Source organism: uncultured Sphingomonas sp., from assembly GCF_913062585.1.
Classification (GTDB): Bacteria; Pseudomonadota; Alphaproteobacteria; order Sphingomonadales; family Sphingomonadaceae; genus Sphingomonas.
The window spans coordinates 332,951-357,895 of sequence record NZ_CAJXWX010000001.1 but is presented as its reverse complement, the minus strand read 5'-3'; the positions used below and the strand labels follow the sequence as shown (position 1 = coordinate 357,895).

The 24,945-nt window shown below is 69.2% G+C and carries 21 protein-coding genes; 16 read left to right on the top strand and 5 right to left on the bottom strand.

Going from position 1 to position 24,945, the window contains the following annotated elements; genetic code table 11:
• Positions 1 to 10: 10 nt before the first annotated feature.
• Genes hemC through QZ546_RS01640 form a run of 3 tightly spaced genes read left to right on the top strand, consistent with a single transcriptional unit; the run spans position 11 to position 2,564 of the window.
• Complete coding sequence (gene hemC / locus QZ546_RS01650) at positions 11 to 922, top strand: hydroxymethylbilane synthase (RefSeq protein ID WP_294233628.1); 912 nt, start codon at positions 11 to 13, stop codon at positions 920 to 922.
• A gap of 5 nt (positions 923 to 927) precedes the next feature.
• Positions 928 to 1,611, top strand: coding sequence for a uroporphyrinogen-III synthase (locus QZ546_RS01645; protein ID WP_294233624.1), 684 nt, complete (start codon positions 928 to 930; stop codon positions 1,609 to 1,611).
• Positions 1,608 to 2,564 carry a hypothetical protein gene (locus QZ546_RS01640; protein ID WP_294233621.1) on the top strand — a complete coding sequence of 319 codons (957 nt, stop codon included), beginning with the start codon at positions 1,608 to 1,610 and terminating at the stop codon, positions 2,562 to 2,564. Before QZ546_RS01645 ends, QZ546_RS01640 begins: the two co-directional genes overlap by 4 nt.
• A 22-nt stretch (positions 2,565 to 2,586) precedes the next feature.
• Here QZ546_RS01640 and QZ546_RS01635 read toward each other — a convergent pair whose 3' ends face one another.
• Positions 2,587 to 4,356, bottom strand: a complete 1,770-nt coding sequence (locus QZ546_RS01635) for an AcrB/AcrD/AcrF family protein (protein WP_294233618.1) — start codon at positions 4,354 to 4,356, stop codon at positions 2,587 to 2,589.
• Between the two features lie 74 nt (positions 4,357 to 4,430).
• Here QZ546_RS01635 and QZ546_RS01630 point away from each other — a divergent pair, with 74 nt between their 5' ends.
• From QZ546_RS01630 to QZ546_RS01600, 7 genes are all read left to right on the top strand, one after another.
• Positions 4,431 to 4,859 carry a GtrA family protein gene (locus QZ546_RS01630; RefSeq protein WP_294233615.1) on the top strand — a complete coding sequence of 143 codons (429 nt, stop codon included), beginning with the start codon at positions 4,431 to 4,433 and terminating at the stop codon, positions 4,857 to 4,859.
• Between the two features lie 4 nt (positions 4,860 to 4,863).
• Positions 4,864 to 5,592, top strand: a complete 729-nt coding sequence (locus tag QZ546_RS01625; RefSeq protein WP_294233612.1) for a class I SAM-dependent methyltransferase — start codon at positions 4,864 to 4,866, stop codon at positions 5,590 to 5,592.
• Between the two features lie 160 nt (positions 5,593 to 5,752).
• On the top strand, positions 5,753 to 6,862 hold the full coding sequence (locus QZ546_RS01620) for an 8-amino-7-oxononanoate synthase (RefSeq protein WP_294233608.1): 1,110 nt from the start codon (positions 5,753 to 5,755) through the stop codon (positions 6,860 to 6,862).
• Positions 6,859 to 7,479, top strand: a complete 621-nt coding sequence (gene bioD / locus QZ546_RS01615; protein ID WP_294233606.1) for a dethiobiotin synthase — start codon at positions 6,859 to 6,861, stop codon at positions 7,477 to 7,479. Before QZ546_RS01620 ends, bioD begins: the two co-directional genes overlap by 4 nt.
• Positions 7,476 to 8,723 (top strand): adenosylmethionine--8-amino-7-oxononanoate transaminase, encoded by a 1,248-nt coding sequence (locus QZ546_RS01610; protein WP_294233603.1) that lies wholly within the window; start codon positions 7,476 to 7,478, stop codon positions 8,721 to 8,723. The genes bioD and QZ546_RS01610 overlap by 4 nt, the downstream gene beginning before the upstream one ends.
• Positions 8,724 to 8,823: 100 nt before the next feature.
• Positions 8,824 to 12,270 carry a LamG-like jellyroll fold domain-containing protein gene (locus tag QZ546_RS01605; RefSeq protein ID WP_294233600.1) on the top strand — a complete coding sequence of 1,149 codons (3,447 nt, stop codon included), beginning with the start codon at positions 8,824 to 8,826 and terminating at the stop codon, positions 12,268 to 12,270.
• Positions 12,267 to 13,070 (top strand): SGNH/GDSL hydrolase family protein, encoded by an 804-nt coding sequence (locus tag QZ546_RS01600; protein WP_294233599.1) that lies wholly within the window; start codon positions 12,267 to 12,269, stop codon positions 13,068 to 13,070. Before QZ546_RS01605 ends, QZ546_RS01600 begins: the two co-directional genes overlap by 4 nt.
• A 109-nt stretch (positions 13,071 to 13,179) precedes the next feature.
• Here the strand turns inward: QZ546_RS01600 and QZ546_RS01595 are convergent, their stop codons facing one another.
• Positions 13,180 to 13,596, bottom strand: coding sequence for a PaaI family thioesterase (locus QZ546_RS01595; RefSeq protein ID WP_294233597.1), 417 nt, complete (start codon positions 13,594 to 13,596; stop codon positions 13,180 to 13,182).
• On the bottom strand, positions 13,593 to 14,003 hold the full coding sequence (locus QZ546_RS01590; protein WP_294233594.1) for a PaaI family thioesterase: 411 nt from the start codon (positions 14,001 to 14,003) through the stop codon (positions 13,593 to 13,595). Before QZ546_RS01590 ends, QZ546_RS01595 begins: the two co-directional genes overlap by 4 nt.
• 60 nt (positions 14,004 to 14,063) lie before the next feature.
• Here QZ546_RS01590 and QZ546_RS01585 point away from each other — a divergent pair, with 60 nt between their 5' ends.
• Positions 14,064 to 14,846 (top strand): crotonase/enoyl-CoA hydratase family protein, encoded by a 783-nt coding sequence (locus tag QZ546_RS01585; RefSeq protein WP_294233591.1) that lies wholly within the window; start codon positions 14,064 to 14,066, stop codon positions 14,844 to 14,846.
• A 217-nt stretch (positions 14,847 to 15,063) separates the two neighbouring features.
• On the opposite strand, the gene QZ546_RS01580 is transcribed toward QZ546_RS01585, so the two are convergent.
• The gene (locus QZ546_RS01580) at positions 15,064 to 15,519 is read right to left on the bottom strand and encodes a peptidylprolyl isomerase (protein WP_056436311.1); all 456 of its coding nucleotides are present in this window, start codon (positions 15,517 to 15,519) and stop codon (positions 15,064 to 15,066) included.
• 189 nt (positions 15,520 to 15,708) lie between these two features.
• On the opposite strand from QZ546_RS01580, the gene mgtE reads away from it, so the two are divergent.
• The 4 genes from mgtE (at position 15,709) to QZ546_RS01560 (ending at position 20,565) form a co-directional block, all read left to right on the top strand.
• The gene (gene mgtE, locus QZ546_RS01575) at positions 15,709 to 17,064 is read left to right on the top strand and encodes a magnesium transporter (RefSeq protein WP_294233736.1); all 1,356 of its coding nucleotides are present in this window, start codon (positions 15,709 to 15,711) and stop codon (positions 17,062 to 17,064) included.
• A gap of 109 nt (positions 17,065 to 17,173) precedes the next feature.
• Positions 17,174 to 18,088: a sulfite exporter TauE/SafE family protein gene (locus QZ546_RS01570; RefSeq protein WP_294233585.1), complete on the top strand. Its 915-nt coding sequence runs from the start codon at positions 17,174 to 17,176 to the stop codon at positions 18,086 to 18,088.
• Entirely contained in the window at positions 18,085 to 18,849 is a 765-nt protein-coding gene (locus QZ546_RS01565) for a TIGR02186 family protein (protein ID WP_294233580.1), read from the top strand. Before QZ546_RS01570 ends, QZ546_RS01565 begins: the two co-directional genes overlap by 4 nt.
• A 72-nt stretch (positions 18,850 to 18,921) precedes the next feature.
• On the top strand, positions 18,922 to 20,565 hold the full coding sequence (locus QZ546_RS01560) for a DUF87 domain-containing protein (RefSeq protein ID WP_294233577.1): 1,644 nt from the start codon (positions 18,922 to 18,924) through the stop codon (positions 20,563 to 20,565).
• Between the two features lie 112 nt (positions 20,566 to 20,677).
• On the opposite strand, the gene QZ546_RS01555 is transcribed toward QZ546_RS01560, so the two are convergent.
• On the bottom strand, positions 20,678 to 22,150 hold the full coding sequence (locus QZ546_RS01555) for a peptidoglycan DD-metalloendopeptidase family protein (RefSeq protein WP_294233572.1): 1,473 nt from the start codon (positions 22,148 to 22,150) through the stop codon (positions 20,678 to 20,680).
• Positions 22,151 to 22,374: 224 nt separating this feature from the next.
• On the opposite strand from QZ546_RS01555, the gene QZ546_RS01550 reads away from it, so the two are divergent.
• Positions 22,375 to 24,867, top strand: a complete 2,493-nt coding sequence (locus tag QZ546_RS01550; protein ID WP_294233569.1) for a helicase-related protein — start codon at positions 22,375 to 22,377, stop codon at positions 24,865 to 24,867.
• Positions 24,868 to 24,945 lie beyond the last annotated feature (78 nt).

The window sequence follows — 24,945 nt, the reverse complement described above, 5'->3', positions numbered from 1 at the left end:
AGACCGGGCCATGGTTCGTTTCCGGCTCGGTACGCGCGGCTCGCCGCTGGCCCTCACCCAGGCGCATATGGTGCGCGCGGCGCTGGCGGTCGCACAGGGGTGGGACCAGGACGCGGTCCAGATCGTCCCCATCAAGACCACCGGCGACCGGGTACAGGACCGCGCGCTGGCCGAGATCGGCGGCAAGGCGCTGTGGACCAAGGAGCTGGACCGCGCGCTTTACGATGGCGAGATCGACGCCTCGGTCCATTCGATGAAGGATGTCGAGACGATCCGCCCAGACTGGCTGCATATCGCCGCGATGCTGCCGCGTGCCGATGTCCGCGACCGGCTGATCGGGGCGGAGACGATCGCCGAACTGCGTCCCGGCGCGGTGATCGGCACCAGCAGCCCGCGCCGCCGCGCGCAGTTGCTGTCGCATCGCCCCGACCTGACCATCACCTTGCTGCGCGGCAATGTCGACACGCGCCTTGCCGCCGTGGCGAATGGCGATGTCGACGCGACCCTGCTCGCCGCCGCCGGGCTGGACCGGCTGGGCCGCGATGTCGGCCATGCGGTGCCGACCGACCAGATGCTGCCCGCCCCGTCGCAGGGCGCGGTGGGGATCGAGACGCGCGCCGACGACGACGCCGCGACCATGCTGGTCGCCTCGATCGACCATGCCGAGACTCATGCCTGCGTGATGGCCGAGCGCGCGCTGCTCGCCGCCCTGGCCGCCGATTGCCACAGCCCGGTCGCCGCGCTCGCCTCGCTGGCGGGCGAGATGCTGACCCTGCGCGCCGAACTCCTGGCCGAGGACGGATCGGCGCGGGTCGGCGGCTGGGTCGAGGGGGCGCTGGGCGAGGAATTGGGGCCGCGCCTGGCCATCGAACTGCTCGACCGCGCGCCGCCCGAGGTGCGCCGCCTGTTCGCAGGCGGCTGAGCGCCATGGCGGTCGTCGTCGTCCGGCCCGAACCCGGTCATGCCGCGACGATCGCCGCCTTGCGCACCGCCGGGCTGGAGGCCCGCTCGCTACCCTTTTTCGCGACCCGCGCGGTGGACTGGACGCCGCCCGACCCCGCCACCATCGACGCGCTGCTCTTCACCAGTGCGCAAGCGCTGCGGCTGGCCGGACCGGGGCTCGAAACGCTGAGCGCCAGGCCGGTGGTCGCGGTCGGCCCCGCCACCGCCGATGCCGCGCGGGCGGCGGGGCTGTCGGTCGTGCTGACCGGGACCAAGGACGCCGCCGCCGTCGTCGCCCAGGCCCGCGCCATGGGCCTGACCCGGCTGCTCCACCTCGCCGGGCGGGAGCGGGTGGAGACGGGCGCGGCGGTGCGGACCGTCTATGCCGCCGATCCACTGCCGGTATCGGCCGAGGCGGTCGCCACGCTGGCGGGCGACATCGTGCTTCTCCACTCCGCCCGCGCGGCGCGGCGGCTGGCCGAGCTGGTCGATGCGTCCCCCGCCCCGCGCGCATCCATCGCGCTGGTCGCGATCAGCGCCAAGGTCGCCGAGGCGGCGGGGCCGGGCTGGGCCGCGCTCGCCATCGCCAACCTGCCCCGGGACGCCGCGATGGTCGCCGCCGCGCGGGCGTTGACCCGGACAGCCGCCACGGGGATAAGCGGCGCATGAGTGATTTCGCGCCGATCGACCGACCGCCCCCGCGCGGCCCCCGTACGGGCGCCATCATCGCGCTGTTCCTGATCGCCTTCGTCGCGGGCTTGCTGCTGATGGCCTATGCGATGCGCCACTGGTCCTGGTTCGGCGGTACGACCACCCCATCCCATGCCGTGACGGCGGCCAAGACCGGGGGCACGCCCGCCCCCGCCAACGACGCCGCACGGGTGGCCGCCGATCCGGTTTCGCTGGCGACGCGCGAAGCCGCCTTGGCGGCGCAGCTGGCCGCGCTGGAGACGCGGCTGGCGACCATCACCACCGACGCGACGACGGCCGGCACGCAGGCGAACCGGGCCGAATCGATGCTGGTCGCCGCCGCCACCCGGCGCGCGATCGAGCGGGGCCAGCCGCTGGGCTACCTGGAGGAACAGCTGAAGACCCGGTTCGGCGCCACCGCGCCGGGCGCGGTCTCGGTACTGATCGCGACGTCGCGGCAGCCGGTGACGCTGGAGACGCTGCGCAAGGACCTGGACGATCTGGAGCCCCATCTGGTCGTCAACGACAGCGACGGCTGGTGGGAAGGGATGCGCCAGGAACTGGGCCGCCTGATCGTGATCCGCGAGCGGAGCGCACCGTCCTCCGACCCGACCGAGCGGCTGAACCGGGTCCACAAGCTGCTCGACAGCGGCATGGTGGAGGCCGCACGGGCCGAAGTCGCCCGCCTGCCCGGCGCCGCCGCCGCACAGGCCTGGCAGCATGATGCCCAGCGTTATGCCCTGGCCCACCGCGCGCTCGACGTGATCGAGAACAGCGCGCTGATCGCCTCGATAGCGCCGCCGCCGATCGTGACGACACCGATGTCGAGCAGCGCTCCGGCGACGTCGACCGAGGGCCAGACGGCTCAGGGCCCGGCCACACCGGCGACCACCGCCTCCCCGGCTACCCCCGCCTCCGCGCCCACGATCTGACGGCGCGCAGAGGCTGCCCGGATCAACGGATCCGGTACAGCCTGAGCGGCGAGCCGTTGGGCAAGGGTAGCGGGGTCAGCCAGTCCGGCACCCAGCCATGCGCCAGCCGGTCGTAGAATCCGCCCGGCGCCCGCGCGCGGTAATTGGTCGACTCGGCCATGTCGGGGCAGATCAGCAGCAGGGTCGCGCCATGGCGCTTCATGATTGCCCGCGCCTGTGCTTCATTGCCCTGGAAGGCGTGCTGCACGTCCAGGATCGCATCGCCATTGCGGTGATAGGGCCCCGCGATCGCATCGTGATGCGTCGTCACGATCAGCCGCGGCCCCAGATCGACAAAGGTGAAGACGACCGCCTTGGGATAGGCATTGACCCGCGTCAGCACCGAGGTGCGCACGCACTGCCCGGTCGCATGGTTGACCCGGTTGGCATAGGCGGTCGGCTGCGCGGCGGGCAGGTATTTCACGATCCAGGCGGTCGCGATCCCCGTCGGCACCAGCACCGCCAGTACGATCGCGGGCACGCGCAGCAGCGGCGAGCGCAGGCGCAGCAGCCAGGGCAGAACCATCCACAGCAGCGCTGCGATGCCGGGCACCGCCAGCATCTGTGCCGCCGGGGCCGCGCGCGCCTGCCACAACAGCATCAGCCCGGCAAAGACGGTGAACAGCGCCACCGCGCTCCACCCGATGGTCCGCCGCCGCCATGCCGCGACGATCGCCCCGATCGCGCCCAGCACCGGCATGACCGCCATGGGGAGCGCCACGCGCAGAGGATGCTTGAAGATCGGCTTGGCCTCGCGGACATTGTTCAGCCAGTTGCGCTGCAGCTCGGGGCTGACCTGTTCGGGACGGGTCAGGCATTGCGGGAACAGGCTGGCAAAGCCGCCCGCGATCACCGCGCCCGCGACCAGGGCCATGGTCAGCCGCGCGCCCCGCGACGCGGGGTTGACCCGGGCAAGCAGGAACAGCAGCGCCCCCGCCACCACCGTCACCGACAGCCAGACCGGGGTCAGCGCGTCGCAGCGCATCGCGTAATTGGCGTTGGAGGCAAAGGCCGCGAAGCCCGCCGCGCTGCCGCCGCCCAGAGTCAGGGCATAGACCGCCAGCCGCTCGGCCTCGTGGTCGTCCCAGACCCAGCGCAGCGTCAGGATCGCCCCCGCCATTGCCGAATAGGGCAGCATCTCCAGCCCGATCGCCAGCGACACCGCGCTCGCCAGGCCGACCAGCGCGCCGCCGCGCTTCGCCTCCGGATCGCACAGCCCGGCGACGGTGACCGCCAGCATGGCCAGCTGCCACCCGTGATGGTCGATGCGCATCGGCATATACATCAGCAGCGTCGCCTGCGCACACAGCAGCAGCGCGATGCCCAGCGGCCAACTCAGGACGCCGATCAGCCGCCGCATCGTGACCGCCAGCGCGGTCATGGTGATCGACAGCGGGATCAGCGGCGCCAGGCCGCAGGCGAGTCGCTCGGCCCAGGCCGGGGTGGTGAACAGGCGGAAGAACAGGATCAGGCCCGCGATCGGCAGGTCGACGATGCGGCTCCAATGGATGTCGAACCCGACCGGCGGGTTCATCCGATATTGGCGCAGATCATACCAGCCCTGGCCCGCCATCCAGGCGCGCACCTGCATCAGGCGCATATTGTCGTCGGTGTCGCCCAGCGACCACCAGCGGATCTGGCCCCAGCGGTCATACATGTACCAGGCGGCGATCGCGGCCCATGCCACCAGCACCCAGCGTTGCCAGTTCCGGTCGATCTCGCGCTGCAGACGTTCCAAAGACGCTTCCCTCATACCCGCCCGCAGCTTAAGGCGCAGGACTTGGGGCCCGCTCTATCGCGGGCGGCGCAAAGGGCAAGGTCGGGGGTATGGCGACTCTTCAGCACCAGATCGATCGATGGCGGTCCAGTGGCGTGCTGGGCCAGATCATCCGGTTCGGCATTGCGGGCGGGTTGTCGACGGTCGTCTATTCGGCGGTCTATCTGCCGCTGACCGCCTGGGTGCTGCCGCACGACAAGGCAGTCTTTGCGGTGCCGCCAGCCTTTCTGGTCGCGGTGATCGTCGGCTTTTTCCTGCACAGCGCATGGAGCTTTCGCGGGCACGGCACCCGCGATTCCAGCGGCCGGCAGCATCTGAAATTCCTCGTCGTCCAGGGTTTCGGCCTGGCCCTCAACGCGCTGTTCACCTGGCTGACGACCGGTGTCCTGCATCAACAACCCTGGGTCGCGCTGATCCCGGTGGTCACGATCACGCCGATCGCGACCTTCGCGCTCAACCGCCAATGGGTCTTCGGATAAGTTCATGGACCGTATCGTTTACGACCGCATGGCCGCGCACGACTCCACCCATTGGTGGTACCGCGCCCGCCGCGACATCCTGGCCGATTACCTGACCCGCTATGGCAAGCTGCCGGGGGACGCGCGCATCCTGGAGATCGGCTGCGGCACCGGGCACAACCTGCCCATGCTGGCGAGCTTCGGCACGGTCGACGCGATCGAGATCGACCCGGCCGCGCGCGAGATCGCGTCGCAGCGGCTGGGCAAGCCGGTCCAGGCCGCGCCACTGCCCGACCTGCCGGGCATCGAGCGGGGCGCCTATGACCTGATCGCCGTGCTCGACGTGGTCGAGCATATCGAGGACGATGTGGCCGCACTGGCCGCGATGAAGTCCTGCCTGAAGCCGGGCGGTAAGATCCTGATTGCGGTGCCCGCGCATCAGTGGATGTGGTCGGCGCATGACGTGGTGAACCATCACCATCGCCGCTATTCCAAGGGGACGCTGGTGTCGGCGATCCAGAAGGCGGGTCTGGCCCCGCGCAAGCTGACCTATTTCAATTCGCTGCTCTTCCCGCTGGCGGCGGCGGCCCGCATCGCCGGGCGGCTGACGGGGCGCGACGACAGCGACGACTCGCCCCCGCCTGCGCCGCTCAACAAGGCGTTCGAGGCGATCTTCCGGCTGGAGCGGCATCTGGTCGGCCGCGCGCCGATGACGCCGGGGGTGTCGATCGTGACTTTGGCGGAGCCTGTTTGACGGCTGGTGGGGGCGTGGCCTTCGACTTCGCTCAGGCTGAACGGACGTTGTAAAAGAACCAAAGTCCCACACCCCCGTTCAGCCTGAGCGAAGTCGAAGGCCACGGGAATCCCTCACAAATATGGTTCCGCTCGCCCGCCGGTCTGGCTAGGGAAGCCCCATGCTGGACTTTCATCGCGCCGATCTGGCCCGACTGGCCGCGCGGGACCGACTGCGGGTGCTGGCCCCGATGGCGGGTAAGGACTTCGCTTCCAACGATTATCTCGGGCTGGCGAGCCACCCGCGCCTCGCCGCCGCGATCGCCGAGGCCGTCGGCCAAGGCGTCCCCGTCGGCTCGGGCGGATCGCGGCTGCTGCGCGGCAATCACCCGGAGCATGAGGCGCTGGAGGCCGAGGCCGCGGCGTTCTTCGGGGCGGAGGCGAGCCTGTATTTCTCCTCAGGCTATACCGCCAATGTCGCGATCCTGGCGACGCTGCCGCAACGCGGCGACCTGATCGTCCATGACGCGCTGGTCCATGCCAGTATGCATGAGGGGATGAGGCTGTCGCGCGCGCAGAGCGTGGCGGCGGCGCATAACGATCCGGGCGCGGTCGCGCAGGCGATCCGCGCCTGGCGCGACGGCGGCGGCAAGGGCACGCCCTGGATCGCGGTCGAGAGCCTCTATTCGATGGACGGCGACACCGCGCCGCTGGCCGATCTGTACGCGGTGGCCGAGCAGCACGATGCGATGCTGATCGTCGACGAGGCCCATGCCACCGGCGTCTTCGGAACGCGCGGCCAGGGTCTGGCAACGCCCGGCGAGCGGGTCGTCACCCTCCATACCTGCGGCAAGGCGATGGGGTGCGAAGGCGCGCTGGTCGCGGGGCCGGCCATCGTCCGCGACTATCTGGTCAATCGCGGGCGGGGGTTCATCTTCTCGACCGCGCCCTCGCCGCTGATGGCGCGCGGCGTGCGCGAGGCCTTGCGCATCCTGGCCGACGAGCCCGAGCGACGCATCGCGCTCCACGAGCGTATCGCGCTGGCGGGCGAGCAACTGGCGAAGCATGGCGCGCTGGCGCAAGGCACGCCGATCATGCCGCTGATCCTGCGCGACAATGGCCGCACCATGCGCGCGGCCGCGGCGTTGCAGGCACGCAGCTTCGACATACGCGGCATCCGCCCGCCGACCGTGCCGGTGGGTTCGGCGCGGCTGCGGCTGTCGATCACATTGAATGTCGAGGCGGCGGACATCTTCGCGCTCGACCAGGCATTGCAGGAGGTTCTGGCATGAGCGCCGTCATCGTCACCGGCACCGATACCGAGATCGGCAAGACCGTCTTCTCCGCCGCGCTGACCGGTGCGCTGGGCGCGCATTATTGGAAACCCGTCCAGGCGGGCACCGACGAGGACGGGCATGGCGATGCCGAGACGGTGGCGCGGCTCAGCGGCCGTCCGGTCCTGCCCTCGGCCTATCGGTTGAAGACGCCGTGCTCGCCGCATCGCGCCGCCGAGATCGACGGGGTTGAGATCGCGATGGACCGCCTCGCCCTGCCGCAGGTCGACGGGCCCTTGGTCGCCGAGGGGGCGGGGGGCGTGCTGGTGCCCGTGACCCGGCAGCTGCGGTTCGCCGACCTGTTCGCGCATTGGGGCCGCCCGGTGGTGCTGGTCGCGCGAACCGGGCTGGGTACGATCAACCACAGCCTGTTGTCGATCGAGGCGTTGCGTGCGCGCGGCGTGCCGATCCTGGGCGTCGCCTTTGTCGGTGAAGGCGTCGAGGATAGCGAGGCGACGATCGCCGCGATCGGTGGGGTGAAGCGGCTCGGCCGCCTGCCACGCCTTGCCGACCTGACCCGCGAGACGCTGGCCCAGGCCTTCGCCGCCAATTTCGACGTCGCGGATTTCCGATGACCTCGCCGGTCTGGCATCCCTTCACCCAGCATGGCCTGGGCGAGCCGATCCCGATGGTCGCCACCGCCAGCGGCGCGGTGCTGACCACGGTGGATGGGCGGCAGGTGATCGATGCCATCTCCAGCTGGTGGGTGACGACCCACGGCCACAACCATCCGCGCATCAGCGCCGCCATCGCCGAGCAGGCAGGAAAGCTCGATCAGATCATCTTCGCGGGCTGGACCCATGAACCCGCCGAGACGGTCGCCGCCGAGCTGGTGCGGATCACCCCGCCCGACCTGACGCGGGTCTTCTTCTCCGACTCCGGGTCCACGGCGGTCGAGGTCGCGCTGAAGATGGCGCTGGGATATTGGCTCAACCGGGGCGAGCCACGGCACCGCATCCTCGTCCTCGAGCACAGCTATCATGGCGACACGATCGGCGCCATGTCGGTCGGCGCGCGGGGGGTCTATAACCGCGCCTATGCGCCGCTGCTGTTCGACGTCGGCACCATTCCCTTTCCCAGCGATGTGCAGGCCACGCTCGACGCGCTGGAGGCGGAATGCCGGGCAGGCGCGGCGGCGTTCATCGTCGAGCCGTTGGTGCTGGGGGCGGGCGGGATGCTGCTCTACACCCCCGAGACGCTGGCGGCGATGCGCGAGATCTGTACCGCCCACGGGGTACTCTTCATCGCCGACGAGGTGATGACCGGATGGGGCCGCACCGGCACGCTCTTCGCCTGCGACCAGGCGGGGGTGGTGCCCGACATTCTGTGTCTCTCCAAGGGGCTGACCGGCGGTGCGGTGCCGCTGGCGGTGACGCTGGCGACCGAGCCGATCTTTCAGGCGCACTGGTCGGAGAGTGATCGATCGAAACAGTTCTTCCACTCCTCCAGCTACACCGCGAACCCCATCGCCTGCGCGGCGGCGGCGGCCAATCTGGCGATCTGGCGCGAGGAGCCGGTGCAGGCGCGCATCGACGCATTGGCAGCCGCGCAGGCGACGCATCTGGCAGCCATTGCCGGCGAGCCGGCAGTCCACAGCCCCCGCCAGCTGGGCACCATCGCCGCGTTCGAGCTGGGCGCGGGGCAAGACTATCTCTCGGGCCTCGCCCCCCGGCTGCTCGCGCATTTCCGCGAGCGCGACCTGCTCGTCCGGCCGATGGGCAACACCATCTATGTCATGCCGCCTTATTCGATCACTCCGACGCAGCTCGGTAAAGTCTGGAGCGGCATCGGCGAGGCGATCGATCGTTTCGGGGCATAACCCTTATTCCTCCCCTGCAAGGGGAGGAACATATGCCGCGCCCTTTGACTTTACGGCTTTTCATTTGCTTTATCCGGCAGCAATTCAAAAGGGAGCAGGCATGAGCGTGGCGGCGGCAAGAGCGATCGGGGCTCTGGCATCGATGACGGCGCTATGCTGGAGCCTTGGCGTCTCCGCGCAGACCGCGCCCCAGGCGCAACCCGCCACGCCGCTCGGCCCGATCAACGCGGACCTGCCGCCGGGCGGCGATTCCTATACCCGCGCGATCCTCCAGACGCCGGTCGTCGCGTCCAACTGGACGCTGTCCGCCTGGGTGCAGCCCCGAGATGTCGCGGGCAAGGGCACGACGATGCTGATCGGTGGCTTCGGCGATCCCCGGACGGGTCCGCGCCGCTATCTGGCCTTGGTCGACGGCCAGCCCGCGCTCGTCACCGAAGCGGGCGTGGTGCAGGGCGGCGGCGATGCCGATCGCAACAAATGGACCCATATCGCGGCCAGCTATGACGGCAAGGTCGTCCGGCTGTTCGTGAACGGACGGCAGGTGGTGCAGCGCGGCCTGACGCTGGAGCCCGTGATCGGCACCGCGACTTTGGCGCCGCGCAGCTACCAGCCGATCTTTGCGGGCAAGATCATCGACTTCCGCATGGTGCGTGAGGTGGTCGACCCGCTGGCCATCCGCGTCGCCGCGCGCCGCGCACCCGACCCGGCGAAGCTGGCGCTCCAGACCGGCAGCCCCAGTTGGCCCTATCAGACCCGCCAGATGCAGGGCCAGACCGCGCCGCAGGACGCCTGGACCCTGCCCCAGTCCAAGGCCCCGATCCCGACCAGCGGCACCGCCAAGCCCGAGCCGAAGGACCCCGCGCTCGTCTCCACCGCGACCGGCCAATGGGCGGTGAATGGCTGGCGGCTGATCGAGGCGGCGAAGGTCGGCCCCGGCGGCGCGGACCTGTCGCAGGGCAATTTCGACGCGAGCAAATGGTATGCGGCGACCGTGCCGGGCACGGTACTGACCACGCTCGTCGATCGCGGCGTCTATCCCGATCCGGCGGTCGGGCTGAACAACCTGTCGATCCCCGAGACGCTGGCGCGGCAGGATTACTGGTACCGCACCGAGTTCGACACGCCTCCGCAAGCTGCCGGACGGCAGATGTGGCTGACCTTCAACGGCGTGAACTACTCGGCCGAGGTCTGGGTCAATGGTCGGTTGGCGGGGACGATGAAGGGCGCGTTCATTCGCGGCCGCTTCCCCGTGACGCTGGCCGCCGGGCGCAACGCCATTGCCGTGCGCGTCTCGCCGCCGCCGCACCCAGGCCTGGCGCATGAGGAATCGATGACGGCGGGCGTCGGCGAGAATGGCGGCGTCCAGATGCTCGACGGCCCGACCTTCGTCGCGACCGAGGGCTGGGACTGGATCCCCTCGGTCCGCGACCGCAATACCGGGCTGTGGCAAGGCGTGACGCTGGCCGCGACCGGCCCGGCGGTGATCGGCGACCCGCAGGTCGTGACCACGCTGCCCAAGCCCGACAATTCCGTCGCCGATGTCGAGATCGCGGTGCCCGTCACCAATAACGGCCAGGCGCCGGTGACGACGACGATCCGCGCGGTGTTCGACGATGTGGTCGTCGAAAAGCCGGTGACGGTCGCGCCGGGCCAGACGATCCGCGCCGTCCTGTCGCCGTCCGAATTTCCGCAGCTGTCGGTCAAGAACCCGCGCCTGTGGTGGCCGAACGGCTATGGCGACCCGGCGTTGCACAATCTGGCGCTGACGGCGGCGGTCGACGGCGCGCTGTCGGATTCCAAGGCGCTCCGCTTCGGGATGCGGCAGGTGACCTATGACCTGTCGCTGTTCGACGATGACGGCTATCTGGAACGGGTGACGCTGGACCTCAACCGCGTGCGCGGCAGCCAGCGGATCATCGACACCAGCCATAAGGGCATTCGCAAGACGGCGAATGGCTGGGCGATGAGCTTCACGCCCGGCGGCAACCAGTCGGCGGCGGTGGCGAAGCTCACCGACGATCCGCGCCTGGCCCCCTATCTCGTCCTGCGGGTCAATGGCGTGCGCATCGCGGCGCGCGGCGGCAATATCGGCATGGACGACTATATGAAGCGCGTCGACCGCGCGCATCTGGAGCCGTTCTTCCGCCTCCACCGCGACGCACATCTGAACATCATTCGCAACTGGGTGGGCCAGAATACGGAGGAGAGCTTCTTCGACCTGGCCGACGAATATGGCCTGATGGTCCTGTCCGACTTCTGGGAGTCGACCCAGGATTACAATATGGAGGCTGAGGATCCGCAACTCTTCCTCGCCAATGCGACGGACGTCGTCCGCCGGTTCCGCAACCATCCCTCGATCGTCGCCTGGTTCGGCCGGAACGAGGGCGTGCCGCAGCCGATCCTCAACACCGGGCTCGACACCCTGTTGCGCGCCGAGGACGGGACGCGGCTCTATATGCCCTCGTCCAACGCGGTGAACCTGCAGGGCTCGGGGCCGTATAACTGGCGGCCGCCGGTCGAATATTTCACGACCCATGCCAAGGGCTTCTCGGTCGAGGTCGGCACGCCCTCGCTGCCGACGCTGGAGGCGTGGAAGCGCGCCATTCCGGCCGAGGCGGATCGCTGGCCGATCGGCGATGTCTGGGCCTATCACGACTGGCACCAGACCGGGAACGGCGCGGTCAAGAGCTTCACCGATGCGCTGGAAAAGCGTTTCGGCGCGCCGACGGGCCTCGAGGATTTCGAGCGCAAGGCGCAGATGATGGAGTATGAATCCTATCGCGCCATCTTCGAGGGGATGAATGCCGGGCTCTGGACGGAAAACTCCGGCCGGATGCTGTGGATGACGCAGCCCGCCTGGCCGTCCTCGGCCTGGCAGATCTTCTCCTCCGACTATGACACGCACGCCGCCTTTTACGGGGTGAAAAAGGCCGCCGAGCCGATCCATGTCCAGATGAACCTGCCCGACCACCGCGTCGTGCTGGTCAACAACACCCGCGACGCGCTGAAGGGCGTGCAGGTGCGCGCGAAGATCGTCGGGCTGGACGGTCGGAGCGAAGGCGAGCAGGAGGCGAAGGTCGCCGCGAACGGTGAGGCGGTGACGCCGGTCCTTTCGCTGGACCTCGCCTCCGCGATGAAGCGCGGGCCGGTACTCGTCCGGCTGGAGGCGAGCGATGCGGGCGGGCAGCTGCTGTCGACCAACAGCTATTGGCAGGCGGCGGACGACGCGGGCTATCGCGCGCTGACCATGATGGGCGCGGCGACGATCACCGCGAATACCAGCCTGGAGGGCCAGGGCGAGGAGACGACCGCCAATATCACGCTCACCAACAGCGGCTCGGTCCCCGCCATCGAGACCAAGCTGACCGTGATGAACGCCGACGGCACCCAGGTGCTGCCCGCTTATTTCAGCGACAATTACGTCACCCTGCTGCCCGGAGAGACCCGCGTGATCGAGATTCGCTTCCCCAGTGCCAAGGCGAACAAGCCGACCGTCGCGATCCGCGGCTGGAACGTCACCGCCACAAGCGCGGAGCTGCGCCCGTGAGCCGCCTGGCCCTGACCGCACTGGTCGCGCTGACCCTCGCCACGCCCGCCATCGCCCAGACGCAGGCGCCGCAGAAGGAAACCGACGCGCAACGCTGGACCCGCGAATGGGAGGAGCGGTTGCACAACGACTTCGGCTATCTGGCGCGTTATCGCGAGGCGAATGCCGCGCTGACGCCGATACCGGGCAAGCCTCGCATCGTCTTCATGGGCGACTCGATCACCGAGGGCTGGGTCGGCAAGATGCCGCAATTCTTCACCCCCGGCCGGGTGGGGCGCGGGATCAGCGGGCAGACGACGTCGCAAATGCTGCTGCGCTTTCGCCAGGACGTGATCGACCTGAAGCCCGCCGTCGTCCAGATCATGGCGGGCACCAACGACATTGCGGGCAATACCGGCCCGACGACCGACGCGCAGGTCGAGGGCAATATCATGTCGATGGTCGAGCTGGCCCAGGCGCATGGCATCCGGGTGATCCTGGCCTCCATCCCGCCCGCCGATCATTTCGAGTGGAAGCCGGGCCTGCCCACCGCACCACGCATCGCGACGCTGAATGCCTGGTTGAAGGATTATGCCAAACGAGTCGGCGCGACCTATGCCGATTACTGGTCGGTCCTGCATGTCGGCGACGCGCTGAACCCCGCTTATGGCACCGACGGGGTGCATCCCAATGCGGCGGGCTATGCCGCAATGGCGCCGGTCGCCGATGCCGCCATCAAGCGGGCTTTGGCGAAGCCTCAGGACCGATCGGCATTCCATCATTCCTCCCCTGGAAGGGGAGGTGGCAGGCCAAAGGCCTGACGGAGGGGTGTCCCGGTGGCAGCTTGGGACCAAATATCACGACCGGGGACACCCCTCCACCATGCGTCGCATGGTCCCCCTCCCCTTGCAGGGGAGGAATGAGGGCCGCCTATCCACGCAGGACTCGGTAGTTCAGATGGGCGGTCGCGATCGGGCGGTCGCGATCCTCCTGCCAAGCGACCGCCTCGACATTGGCGGTGCGCTGGCCCAGGCGCAGGATGGTGCCGACCGCGTGGGTCGCGTGCTGGTCGCGGCCGGTGCGCAGGTAATCGGTGGTGATCGTCACCGGCTTGATCCGCCCGCCGCCCTCCTGCGCCAGGCGGTGGGTCAGCGCCGCGATCCCGGCGACCTCCAGCAGCCCGGCGATCGCCCCGCCCTGGAGCAGCCCCGGCCAGCCCATGACATGGTCGCCGAACGGCAAGACCAGTTGCGGATGCCCCTCGACCCAGTCGATCGAACAGCCCAGCCACTGCGCATAGGGCGGCAGGACCATCGCCTGGCCGATCGCGGTGCGGGGCGCGCTCATGCTCTCATCCCGATAAAGGTGCCCGCGACATGCGCGACCGGATCGTCGGGATCGCCGTCATGCGCGATGCCCCGGACAAAGGCGACGCTGCGCGTGATCCGATAGCATTCGCCGCGCCCGATCACCGTCCGCTCGGGCAAAGCGGGGCGGAGATAGTCGACGCGCAGGTCGAGCGTCACATGCGCCTCGAACACGCCCCGCTTCAGCCAGACCGCGACGCTGGTCGCCATGTCCATCATCGCGACGATCGGCCCCGACGCGATGACGCCGCTCGCCGGATCGCCGATCAGCCTTGGGTCATAGGGCAGCGCCAGTTCCGCCCAGTCTTCGCCATGCGCCCGGTATCCGATGCCCAGATGCCGCCCATGCCCGCCGCCCAGGCCGCCCATCGCGACGAAGCGTTCCATATCGAACCCCATAGGCCGATGGTCTACACGAGGCGACGAGAAGCGCAAAAGGAGAGCGGCATGGAAGGTCGGGTGACGATCGCGATGACGGAGGGCGTCGCCGATGTCCGGCTGGCGCGTGGCGAAAAGCTGAACGCGATCGACCGCGCGATGTTCGGTGCGCTGGCGGAGGCGATCGACATGCTGCGCGCGCGGGCGGACGTGCGCGCGGTGGTCCTGTCGGGCGAGGGGGACGGATTCTGCTCCGGCCTGGACATGGCGGCGATGGCGGGGGGCGATCTGGCCGGGCTGGACCTGGGCGTCCGCAGCCATGGCCCGGCCAATCTGGTGCAGCAGGTCGCCTGGGGCTGGCGGACGCTGCCGGTGCCGGTGATCGCGGCGGTACACGGTGTGGCGTTCGGCGGGGGGACGCAGATCATGGCGGGCGCCGATATCCGGTTGGCGCATCCCGCCACCCGTTTTGCGATTCGCGAGGTGCATTGGGGGATCGTGCCCGACATGGGCGGCTTTGCGCTGTGGGGCGGGGTGCGGCAGGATGTGCTTCGTGAATGGGTGTATACCGCGCGCGAATTCGGTGCGGCGGAGGCGCAGGCGGCGGGGTTCGTGACGCGGCTTGTCGAAGATCCGCGGGGCGAAGCTTTGGCTTTGGCGCGAAAGATCGCCGGGCGGAGTCCCGATGCGGTGAGAAGCGCCAAGCGATTGTTCGGCGCGATGGGGTGCGAACCGGCGGAAATATTGGCGATGGAGAGCGCCGAGCAACTGGCGCTCATGCGGGGTGCGAACCACCGCGAGGCGGTGCGGGCGAACATGGAGCGGCGTCCGCCCGTATTCCGGGACGTTTGAGGAATGCCAGACCTTTCCCCAGACTCTAGCCCCTCTCCCGGCAGGGGGAGGGGTTGGGGAGGGGCAAGGGCCACGAGGATTGATCTCTGTGAGACCCCGTGCCCTCCCCCATCCCCTCCCGTTTACGGGAGGGGCGTGTTGTTTGGCGGCCGGCAGGAACGACAAAAAAAGGGGAGCCCCTGTCGAGGCTCCCCCCTTCTCTCGGCTATCGCGAAAATTACTCCGCGGTCGCCTTCAAAATCTTGCCCGGGTTACGCGGCGGCTCGCCCTTGGGCAGCGCGTCGACATGCTCCATGCCGCTCTCGACCTGGCCCCAGACCGTGTACTGACGGTCCAGGAAGCGCGCATCGTCGAAGCAGATGAAGAACTGCGAATTGGCCGAGTTCGGATCGTTGGTCCGCGCCATCGAACAGGTGCCACGGACGTGCGGCTCGGCGTTGAACTCCTGCTTCAGATTGGGCTTGTCCGAACCCGACATGCCGGTGCCGGTGGGATCGCCGCCCTGCGCCATGAAGCCGGGGATCACGCGGTGGAACACGACGCCGTCGTAAAAGCCTTCATTGGCAAGCCCGCCGATACGCGCGACATGCTCGGGCGCCAGGTCGGGACGCAGCGTGATGACGACATCGCCGCTCTCGAGCGTCAGGGTCAGCTTGGAAAAAGTCTCGGCCATAAGGGTCTTCCTTCGTTGATGGGCTCGCAGGTAGGCGTTCACGCGCCCGCTGGCAAATGACTCTGCCTCGCTATAGAGGCGTGACAGCACGTTCATGACCGACCGCGGGAGGCCGAGATCAGCGACACCGAACTCCCCGAACTCGAAACCGAGACGCGCCTTTCAGAAAACCCGGCGCCCGAAACCCAGCTGGACGAGGACGACCGGCTGAAGCCCGAATATGTGAGCAGCGTGCTCGACGCGCTGGAGGCGGGCGACGACGAGGGCGCGCGGGCGCTGGTCGAGCCGCTGCACCCCGCCGACATCGCCGACCTGTTCGAGCTGGTCGGCGACGAGGAACGCGTCAACCTGGCCCGCGCGGTCACGGACCTGCTGAACGGCGACGTCTTCGCCGAGATGAACGACTATGTGCGCGAGCAGCTGATCCAGGCGCTCGAACCGCATGAAGTCGCCGACATCGCCTCCGAACTCGATACCGACGACGCCGTCGCCATCATCGAGGACATGGACGAGGACGAGCAGCGCGCGGTGCTGCGTGCGCTCGATCCCGACGACCGCGCCGCGATCGAGGAGGCGCTATCCTTCCCCGAGGAGTCCGCCGGCCGCCTGATGCAGCGCGAGCTGATCGCGGTGCCCGAACATTGGACGGTCGCCCAGACGATCCAGTTCCTGCGCGACGATGACGAGCTGACCACCGATTTCTGGGAAATCTTCGTCGTCGATCCCGGTCACCGGCCGATCGGGACATGCCAGCTGTCCTGGATTCTCCGTGCGCCGGGCGGAATCGCGATCGGCGACGTGATGAAGCGCGAACAGACGCTGATTCCGGTCGACATGGACCAGGAAGAGGTCGCGCTGCGCTTCCAGAAATACGCATTGATCTCGGCCGCCGTCGTGGACGCGAGCGGGCGGCTGGTCGGCATGATCACCGTCGACGACATCGTCCACATCATCCAGCAGGAGGCGGGCGAGGACGTGCTTCGCCTGTCGGGTGCGGGCGAGGGCGACATCAACGAGCCGATCCTCGACAGCTATAAGAGCCGCGTCCGCTGGCTGCTCGCCAACCTGATCACCGCGATGGTCGCCTCCTCGGTGATCGCCGCGTTCGAGGGCACGATCGCGCGGATGGTGGCGCTCGCCACGCTGATGCCGATCGTGGCGGGGGTCGGCGGCAATGCGGGGACCCAGACGCTGGCGGTGACGGTGCGCGCGCTGGCGACCAACCAGCTGACCCGGTCGAACACGGCGCGTGCGATCATGCGCGAGATTCGCGTGGCTATGATGAACGGCATGACGGTCGCGGCGGTGATCGGCGTGGGTGTCAGCCTGGTCTTCGCTAATCCCGCGCTGGGGATGGTGATCGCGGCGGCGATGATGACCAATATCCTGGTCGCGGGGCTTGCGGGCGTACTGGTGCCGGTGACGCTCGACCGGTTCGACGCAGATCCGGCGGTGGCGTCCTCGGTGTTCGTCACGATGACGACCGATTCGATCGGCTTCCTGGCGTTTCTGGGCCTGGCGACGGCGGCGGGGCTGACCGGTTAGGTCCTCGCCGCCAAGCAACGGCGCGGGACGAAGGGCGATCAGGCCCCGACCCGGCGATTTCCAGGCCGTCGACACTGTTCGGAAAGGCTCATGCGGCTATAACGCGGCCGTGGACCTGTATCTTCCGATCGCCAACCTGTCGGTCAACGCGCTCGTCATCATCGCGCTGGGGGCGGGCGTGGGCCTGTTGTCGGGGATGTTCGGGGTCGGCGGCGGGTTTCTGACCACGCCGCTCCTGATCGTTTACGGCATCCCGCCGACCGTCGCCGCCGCCTCCGCCGCCAGCCAGGTGACGGGCGCCAGCGTGTCGGGCGTGTTCGCGCATTTCCGGCGCGGCGGGGTGGATGTGAAGATGGGCGGCGTGCTGGTCGCGGGCGGCGTCGTGGGGTCGTTCGCGGGCGCCTGGATCTTCAAGCTGCTCCAGGCGAGCGGCCAGATCGATACGGTCATCGCCATCGTCTATGTGCTGATGCTCGGCTGGATCGGATCGGTCATGGCGCGTGAGGCGACCAGCGCGATCATCGCGCAGCGCCGTGGCGTACCGCAGCGCGCGGCGCGGCGGCGGCACCATCCGCTGGTCGCGGCCCTGCCCTTCCGCACCCGCTTCTATGCCTCGGGCCTGTATATCTCGCCGCTGGCGCCGCTGATGCTGGGCTTTTTCGTCGGCATCCTGACCATATTGCTGGGCGTGGGCGGCGGGTTCATTCTGGTGCCCGCCATGATCTATATCCTGGGCATGGCGACCAATGTCGTGCTCGGCACCTCGCTGTTCCAGACACTGTTCGTCACCGCCGCCGCGACGATGGTCCATGCGACCACGACCAAGGCGGTCGACATCGTGCTCGCCGGGCTGCTCCTGGTCGGATCGGTGACGGGCGCACAGCTGGGGGCGAAGTTCGCGACCAATGTGAAGCCCGAATATCTGCGCCTCGCGCTCGCCGTCATCGTGCTGCTGGTGGGGCTTCGCATCCTGCTCGGCCTCGTCTGGCGGCCCGAGGAAATCTTCACGGTGCAGCCGCTGTGAAGCGTGCCGCCATCACGCTGGCGCTGTTCTCGCCGCTGCTGATGGCGCAGGCCAAGCCGGTGCTGGTGCCCGACGTATCGCAGCGCGACATCCAGATCGCCTATAGCTTCACCGGCGCCGAACTCCTGCTGTTCGGTGCGATCCTCTACCCCGGCGGCCGCCCGCCGCAGGATGACAAGCCGACCGACATCGTCGTCGTCGTGAAAGGCCCGACCCAGTCGATCCTGATCCGCGAGAAGGAGAAGATCGCCGGTCTCTGGGTCAATGCCGGGCGGCTGCGATACCAGTCGGCGCCGTCCTTCTATGCCATCGCCTCGTCACGGCCCATCGAGCGGATCGTCGACGATCGCACCCGCGCCATCTATGAACTGGGGCTCGACAGCCTGCAGCTCTCGCCTGCCTCCAACGCCCCCGCCGATGTCCAGGCGCGGTTCCAGGCCGGGCTGGTCGACCAGCGTCGCCGCAGCGGCCTGTATGTCGAGGCGCCGCGTGCGGTCGAGATCACCGACGACGTCCTCTACCGCGCGCGCGTGACCATCCCGGCGCGCGTGCCGGTGGGCCGCTTCACCGCCGAGACCTTCCTGATCCGCGACGGTCGCGTGCTGGCGGCGGCGGTGCGCGATATCGACATCCGCAAATCGGGGTTCGAGCGGTTCGTCGCCCGCGCCGCCGACCGCGCCGCCATACCCTATGGCCTGACCGCGGTGGCGCTTTCCATCCTGCTCGGCTGGACCGCCGGGTGGATCGCGCGGCGGGTCTGACGCGCCGATACCGCATCTTAAGGATCGGCGCGCTAGGATGACCGCCTCTCCCCGACCCTACGGTATTTCCTCATGTTCTCGCCCTCTCCTGCCGTCGAAACACATGGTCACGCGCTCGACACGCCCGTCATCGGCTGGCTGCTGGGCATCGGCGGATCGTCGGGACGCATCGTGCTCGACCGCGAAGCGGTGGCCGCGCTGTCCGCCCATCCCGACCCGGTGCTGGCGGCGGCGGGACAGGTGGCGATGCCGGTCAAGATCAAGCGCGACGACCGCTGGATCGTGGGGTCGATCCGCTCGCTGTCGCTCGATCCATCGAGCGATGCCGCCGCGATCGCGACCGAGATCGACCTGATGGGCGAAGGTATGCGCCATGCCGAGACGGGCGATCTTTACGGCTTCCGGCGCGGCGTCACCGCCTATCCGATGCCGGGCGCGACCGTGCATGCGATCACCACGGCCGAGCTGGCGGGCATCCATGGCAATCGCGACATGGCGACGGTCCGGATCGGCACCGTCCACCCGGCGCGCACCGTGCCCGCGACCCTGGCGGTCGACGCGCTGCTGGGCCGGCATTTCGCGATGCTGGGTTCGACCGGCACCGGCAAGTCGACCGCAACGGCGATGATCCTGCACCGCATCTGCGAGCTGGCGCCGCTGGGTCACATCGTGATGATCGACCCGCATGGCGAATATGCCACCGCCTTTCGCGACACGGGCGAGATCCACAATGTCGACAATCTGCGGATGCCCTATTGGCTGATGAATTTCGAGGAGCATTGCGAGATCCTGCTCTCGGCCAGCCCCGCCGATCAGGCGACGGATGCCGATGTGCTCGCCAAATGCCTGCTCGCCGCGCGGATGCGCAGCCGCGCCGCCGCCGACCTGCCGCGCGTCACCGTCGACACGCCCATCCCCTATCTGCTGTCCGACCTGACCAGCCTGCTGACCGCCGAGATGAGCAAGCTGGAGCGGGCGGGCGACACCGGCCCCTATCTGCGGATCAAGTCCAAGATCGAGGAGATCAAGGGCGATCCCCGCTATGCCTTCATGTTCTCGGGCATGTTGGTCGCCGATACCATGGCGTCGTTCCTGGGCCGCATCCTGCGGATGCCCGGCGACGGGCGGCCGATCTCGATCATCGACGTGTCGGGCGTGCCGTCGGACGTGACCAGCGTCGTCGTAGCGATGCTGGCGCGGATGATCTTCGATCATGCCATCTGGTCGCCGCCCGCCGATCGCCGCCCGGTGCTGATGGTCTGCGAAGAGGCGCACCGCTACATCCCGGCCAAGGCGGAACAGGATTCGGCGGTCGGTCGCATCCTGTCGCGCATCGCCAAGGAGGGGCGCAAATATGGCGTCTCGCTGGGCCTCGTCACCCAGCGGCCGTCCGACCTGGCCGAGGGGGTGCTGTCGCAATGCGGCACGATCATCGCGATGCGGTTGAACAACGAGCGCGACCAGGCGATGGTCCGATCGGCCATGCCCGAGGGCGGGCGCGGGCTGCTCGACATCCTTTCGGCGCTGCGCAACCGCGAGGCGATCCTGTGCGGCGAGGGCGTAATGTTCCCGATGCGCGCGAGCTTCGACAATCTGGAAGAGGGCAAGCGCCCCGCCTCCAACGACATGAAGATCACCGGCATCTGGGCCCGCCCGGCCGGCGGCGCGGGGGTGCTGGGCGAAACCGTATCCCGCTGGCGCGCGGCGGGGAAATGATCCCCTTACCAAAGCGCCGTTCAGCCTGAGCGAAGTCGAAGGCCAAGGGGATCACCTGGCCAAGCGCGGAACATGCACTTCGACTTCGCTCAGTGCGAACGGAGGGTGGGATTCAGACGCCCGGCTTCACCGCCAGCAGCGCCTGCACCTCGCGCTTGAAGCTGCGCAGCTTGGCCCCCGACAGCACCGCGACGCTCGACAGGTTCAGGGTGCGCGGGTTCACCACCGCGCCGTTCTTCCACACTTCCCAATGGAGGTGCGGGCCGGTCGACATGCCGGTCGAGCCGACATAGCCGATCACCTGGCCCTGCCGGACATGCGCGCCCGAGCGGACCGCGAAGCGGCTCATATGGCCGTAGCCGCTGGCCAGGCCGCCCGAATGCGCCAGCTTGATGAAATTGCCGTACCCGCCCGAGCGGCCCGCGAACTGGACGACGCCGTCCATGATCGCATGGATCGGCGCACCATAAGGCGCACCGATATCGGTCCCCTTGTGCATCCGCATGAAGCCCAGGATCGGGTGCATCCGCTTGCCATAGGAAGAGGTGATGCGCCCCGCGACCGGCATGGCCATGGCCCCGCGCCGCTCGGTCTGGCCGTTGACGTCGTACCATTGGCCGTCATCGCTGTCGGACAGGCGGGCCAGCTGCGTCTTGCGACCGCCATGGTCCAGCCCGACGAACAGCAGCTTGCCCAGCCGCGTCTCGCCGGTCGCCGCGCGTTCGCGCTCGATGATGAGGTCGAAACTGTCCGAGCGCTTTACGTCGCGGCCCACCGACATATGCGCCGATAGCGCCTTGATATAGCCTTCGACCGCCTTGGCCGGAGCACCCGCCGCGCGGATCGAGCGATAGAGGCTCGACCCGACCAGACCCTGCAGGCGCAGCGGCGTACGGTCGATCGCGATCGGCGCCTGCGTCATCTCCAGCCCCTGCGGCGTGCGGGTCAGGGTGACGGCCAGGTCGAAGCGCGCGCGCAGCTTCAGGCTCTCCAGCGGGCGCGCGACCCGCTGACTGGGGCGCCGCCCCAGCGTCAGCGCGACGCGGGTGCCCGAGGCGATCGCCTCGTCCCCCGCCGCCTGCTCGACCAGATCGGCCGCCGCCCGCGCCTGGTCCCTGGCCACGCCGGCGCGTTGCAGCACGCGCGCCAGCCGGTCGCCCGCACCGACCGTCGCCGACAGTTCGACCATCGGCCGCTCGGGCGCTTCGGCGAGATGCGTAACGAGTTCGTTCGCCGCCATGCGCCGCCCGGTATCGGCGCCCAGCGCCAGCGGCGCGATGGTTTGCGCACGCGCATTCTTCCACACCTCGCCGGTCAGCGGTGCGGGCGAGGCGGCGGGGATGGCGCGGTGAAAGCCCGGCGCCATCGCGATCGTCGCGGCGCACAGCGCCGAACAGGTCGCCAGCCCGCGCCACCAGTCGCGGCTGCCTATCCGGTGGCCCAGATCGGGCACCCAATCGATCTCGTGCGCCGCCTCGCGCCAACGCGCCCAGCGGCCGATGGGCAGGAGCGGCGGATGCGCCGCCGGCGAGCGCGCAGCGGTGCCGCCGGTCAGGATCAGGGCTTCGTCGGTAGCAAGGAACATGGGTTGGGGCGGCGTCCGTGAAATCGTCGATCAGCGTCGCCGATCTCCCCCCCGGCGCACAGGATTTTCGCCTGTCGCCCATAGCCTGCAAAGTCAAAGGGGGCGGCCGCCCGATCACCCCATGCTGCGGCCAGACGTGGCCGGACCGGGCCGAATGTCGCGCATGTCCCGCCATCTTGTTTCAGGCCGTTGCAACCGCGCCGGCAAAGCCCGATGTAGGGGATATGACCAGCCGCGTATCGGGCGCCGTGACGGCCGTTCTCGGGCCGACCAACACCGGCAAGACGCACCTCGCGATCGAGCGTATGTGCGCGCATAGCAGCGGTATCATCGGCTTTCCCCTCCGCCTGCTGGCGCGCGAGGTCTATGACCGGGTCGTCGCGCTGAAGGGCGCGAACCAGGTGGCGCTGGTGACGGGTGAGGAAAAGATCGTTCCCCCCGACGCCCGCTGGTTCCTGTGCACCGCTGAATCCATGCCGGACCGCGACGTGGCCTTCGTCGCGCTGGACGAAGCGCAGCTGGGCGCCGATCCCGAACGCGGTCATGTCTTTACCGATCGGTTGCTCCATGCGCGCGGGCGCGAGGAAACGATGATCCTGGGCTCCGAAGCGCTGAAACCGATGATCCGCGCGCTGGTGCCGGATGCCGAGATCATCGCGCGACCGCGTTTCTCGACCCTGAGCTATGCGGGGGCGAAGAAGATCAGCCGGTTGCCCAAGCGCTCCGCCATCGTCGCCTTCTCGGCGGAGGAGGTCTATGCGGTGGCCGAGATGCTGCGCCGCCTGCGCGGGGGTGCGGCGGTGGTGATGGGGGCGCTGTCCCCGCGCACCCGCAATGCGCAGGTCGAGATGTTCCAGGCGGGCGAGGTCGATTATCTGGTCGCCACCGACGCGATCGGCATGGGGCTGAACATGGATGTCGCGCATGTCGCCTTTGCCGGCCTCCACAAGTTCGACGGGCGCCGCCGCCGTCGCCTGACCGTCGCCGAAATGGCGCAGATTGCGGGCCGCGCCGGGCGGCATCACCGCGACGGCACCTTCGGCGCGCTGGCCGAGGAAGGCCCCGATGCGTTCCTGCCCGAGGAGATGCTGGCGATCGAGGAGCATCGCTTCCCCCGGCTCGACCATCTTTACTGGCGCGACGGCGATCCCGACCTGTCGAGCATCGACGCGCTCATCAAGAGCCTGGAGCGCAAGCCCGAACCCGGCGTGCTGCGCGCCGCGCCGCTCGCCACCGATCTGCAGGTGCTCAAGCGGCTGGCCGACGAGCCCTGGGTCCGCGACCGGGTGCGGCGGCCCGCCATGGTCGCGCGGCTGTGGGCGGCATGCGGCATTCCCGATTTCCGGAAAGTGGGCATTGATCCCCATGCCCGCTTCGTCTCGCGCGTGTTCGGCCATCTGTCCGAGGGACTGGGCCATGTCCCGCACCGGTGGTTCGCCGACGAGATCGCGCGGCTCGACACCATGGCGGGCGATGTCGAGACGCTGGCGGGCCGCCTCTCCGCGATCCGCAGCTGGGCCTATATTGCGCAGCGGCCCGACTGGCTGGCCGATCCCCGCCACTGGGCCGAACGCACGCGCGAGATCGAGGAGCGGCTGTCCGACGGGCTTCACGCCAGCCTGACCCAGCGTTTCGTCGACAAGCGGACCACCGCGCTGATCCGCCGCATCGGCGCGGATGCCGGTGCGCTGCCCGTCACCATCGGCCCGGAAGGCGAGGTGCTGGTCGAGGATCACCCGATCGGGCGGCTGGAGGGGTTCCGCTTCACCGTCGAGGCAGGCGCACGGGCGAACGACAAGCGCCTGCTGCTCGCGGCGGCGGAAAAGCGGCTCGGTGCTGAGCGGTCGCGGCGGGCCGAAGCGCTGATCGCCGCCGGGCATGAGGCGATCCTGCTCGCCGAGGATCGGCTGGTCTGGGAGGGGCATGGTGTCGCCCGGCTGGTCGCGGGACCGTCGCTGGGGCTGCCGGTGGTGCGGCTGGAGCGCGATCTCGACTGTCTGGCGCCGCCGATGCGCGAGCGGGTGAAGGCGCGGCTGGAAAGCTGGGTGGCGCGCTCGCTCGACAAGACCGTGCCCGCGCTTGTCCGGCTGGCGGCGCTGGCGCGTGAGGCCAAGGCGTCGCCGGCGATCCGCGCGGTCGCCGCCGCGCTGGAGGATGCGGGCGGCATCGCGCCGCGCCAGCCGCTGCGCCTGATGATCGACGCGCTGTCGCCCGAGGAGCGGCGGCGGCTGCGCGGCCTGGGCATCACCATCGGCACGCTCGACATCTTCGATCCGCGGCTGCTCAAGCCCGGCGCGGCCGTCTTGCGCCGGACGCTGATGACGCTTTGGGGCCAGAGCCCTGCCCTGCCCCGGCCCGGCGCGACCATCCTGAAGCGCGACGAACCGGGACGCACCGTCGCCTCGGGCTTCCGACCGCTGGGCGATCAGGCGGTGCGCATCGACCTGGTCGAGCGGATCGCGCGGGCGACGCATGACGCGCACGACGGACGGGGGCCCTTCACCCCCGATGCGTCGCTCGCCACCTCGATCGGACTTGAGGCGGCGACGCTCGAGCGGCTGATGGGCGACCTCGGTTTCCGCCGGTTGCGCGGCGGGGAGAACGAACCCACGCGCTGGATCTGGCGCGGCCGGCCCCCCGCCCGTCCGGCCCCACGTGTCGCGGCCAGCCCCGGCAACGCCTTCGCCGCGCTCGCCGACTGGGGCCGCACGCCGTGACCCCATTCCTCCCCATCTTCGATGGGGAGGGGGACCGCCGGGCGTCAGCCCGGTGGTGGAGGGGCGGTGCCCCGCGAT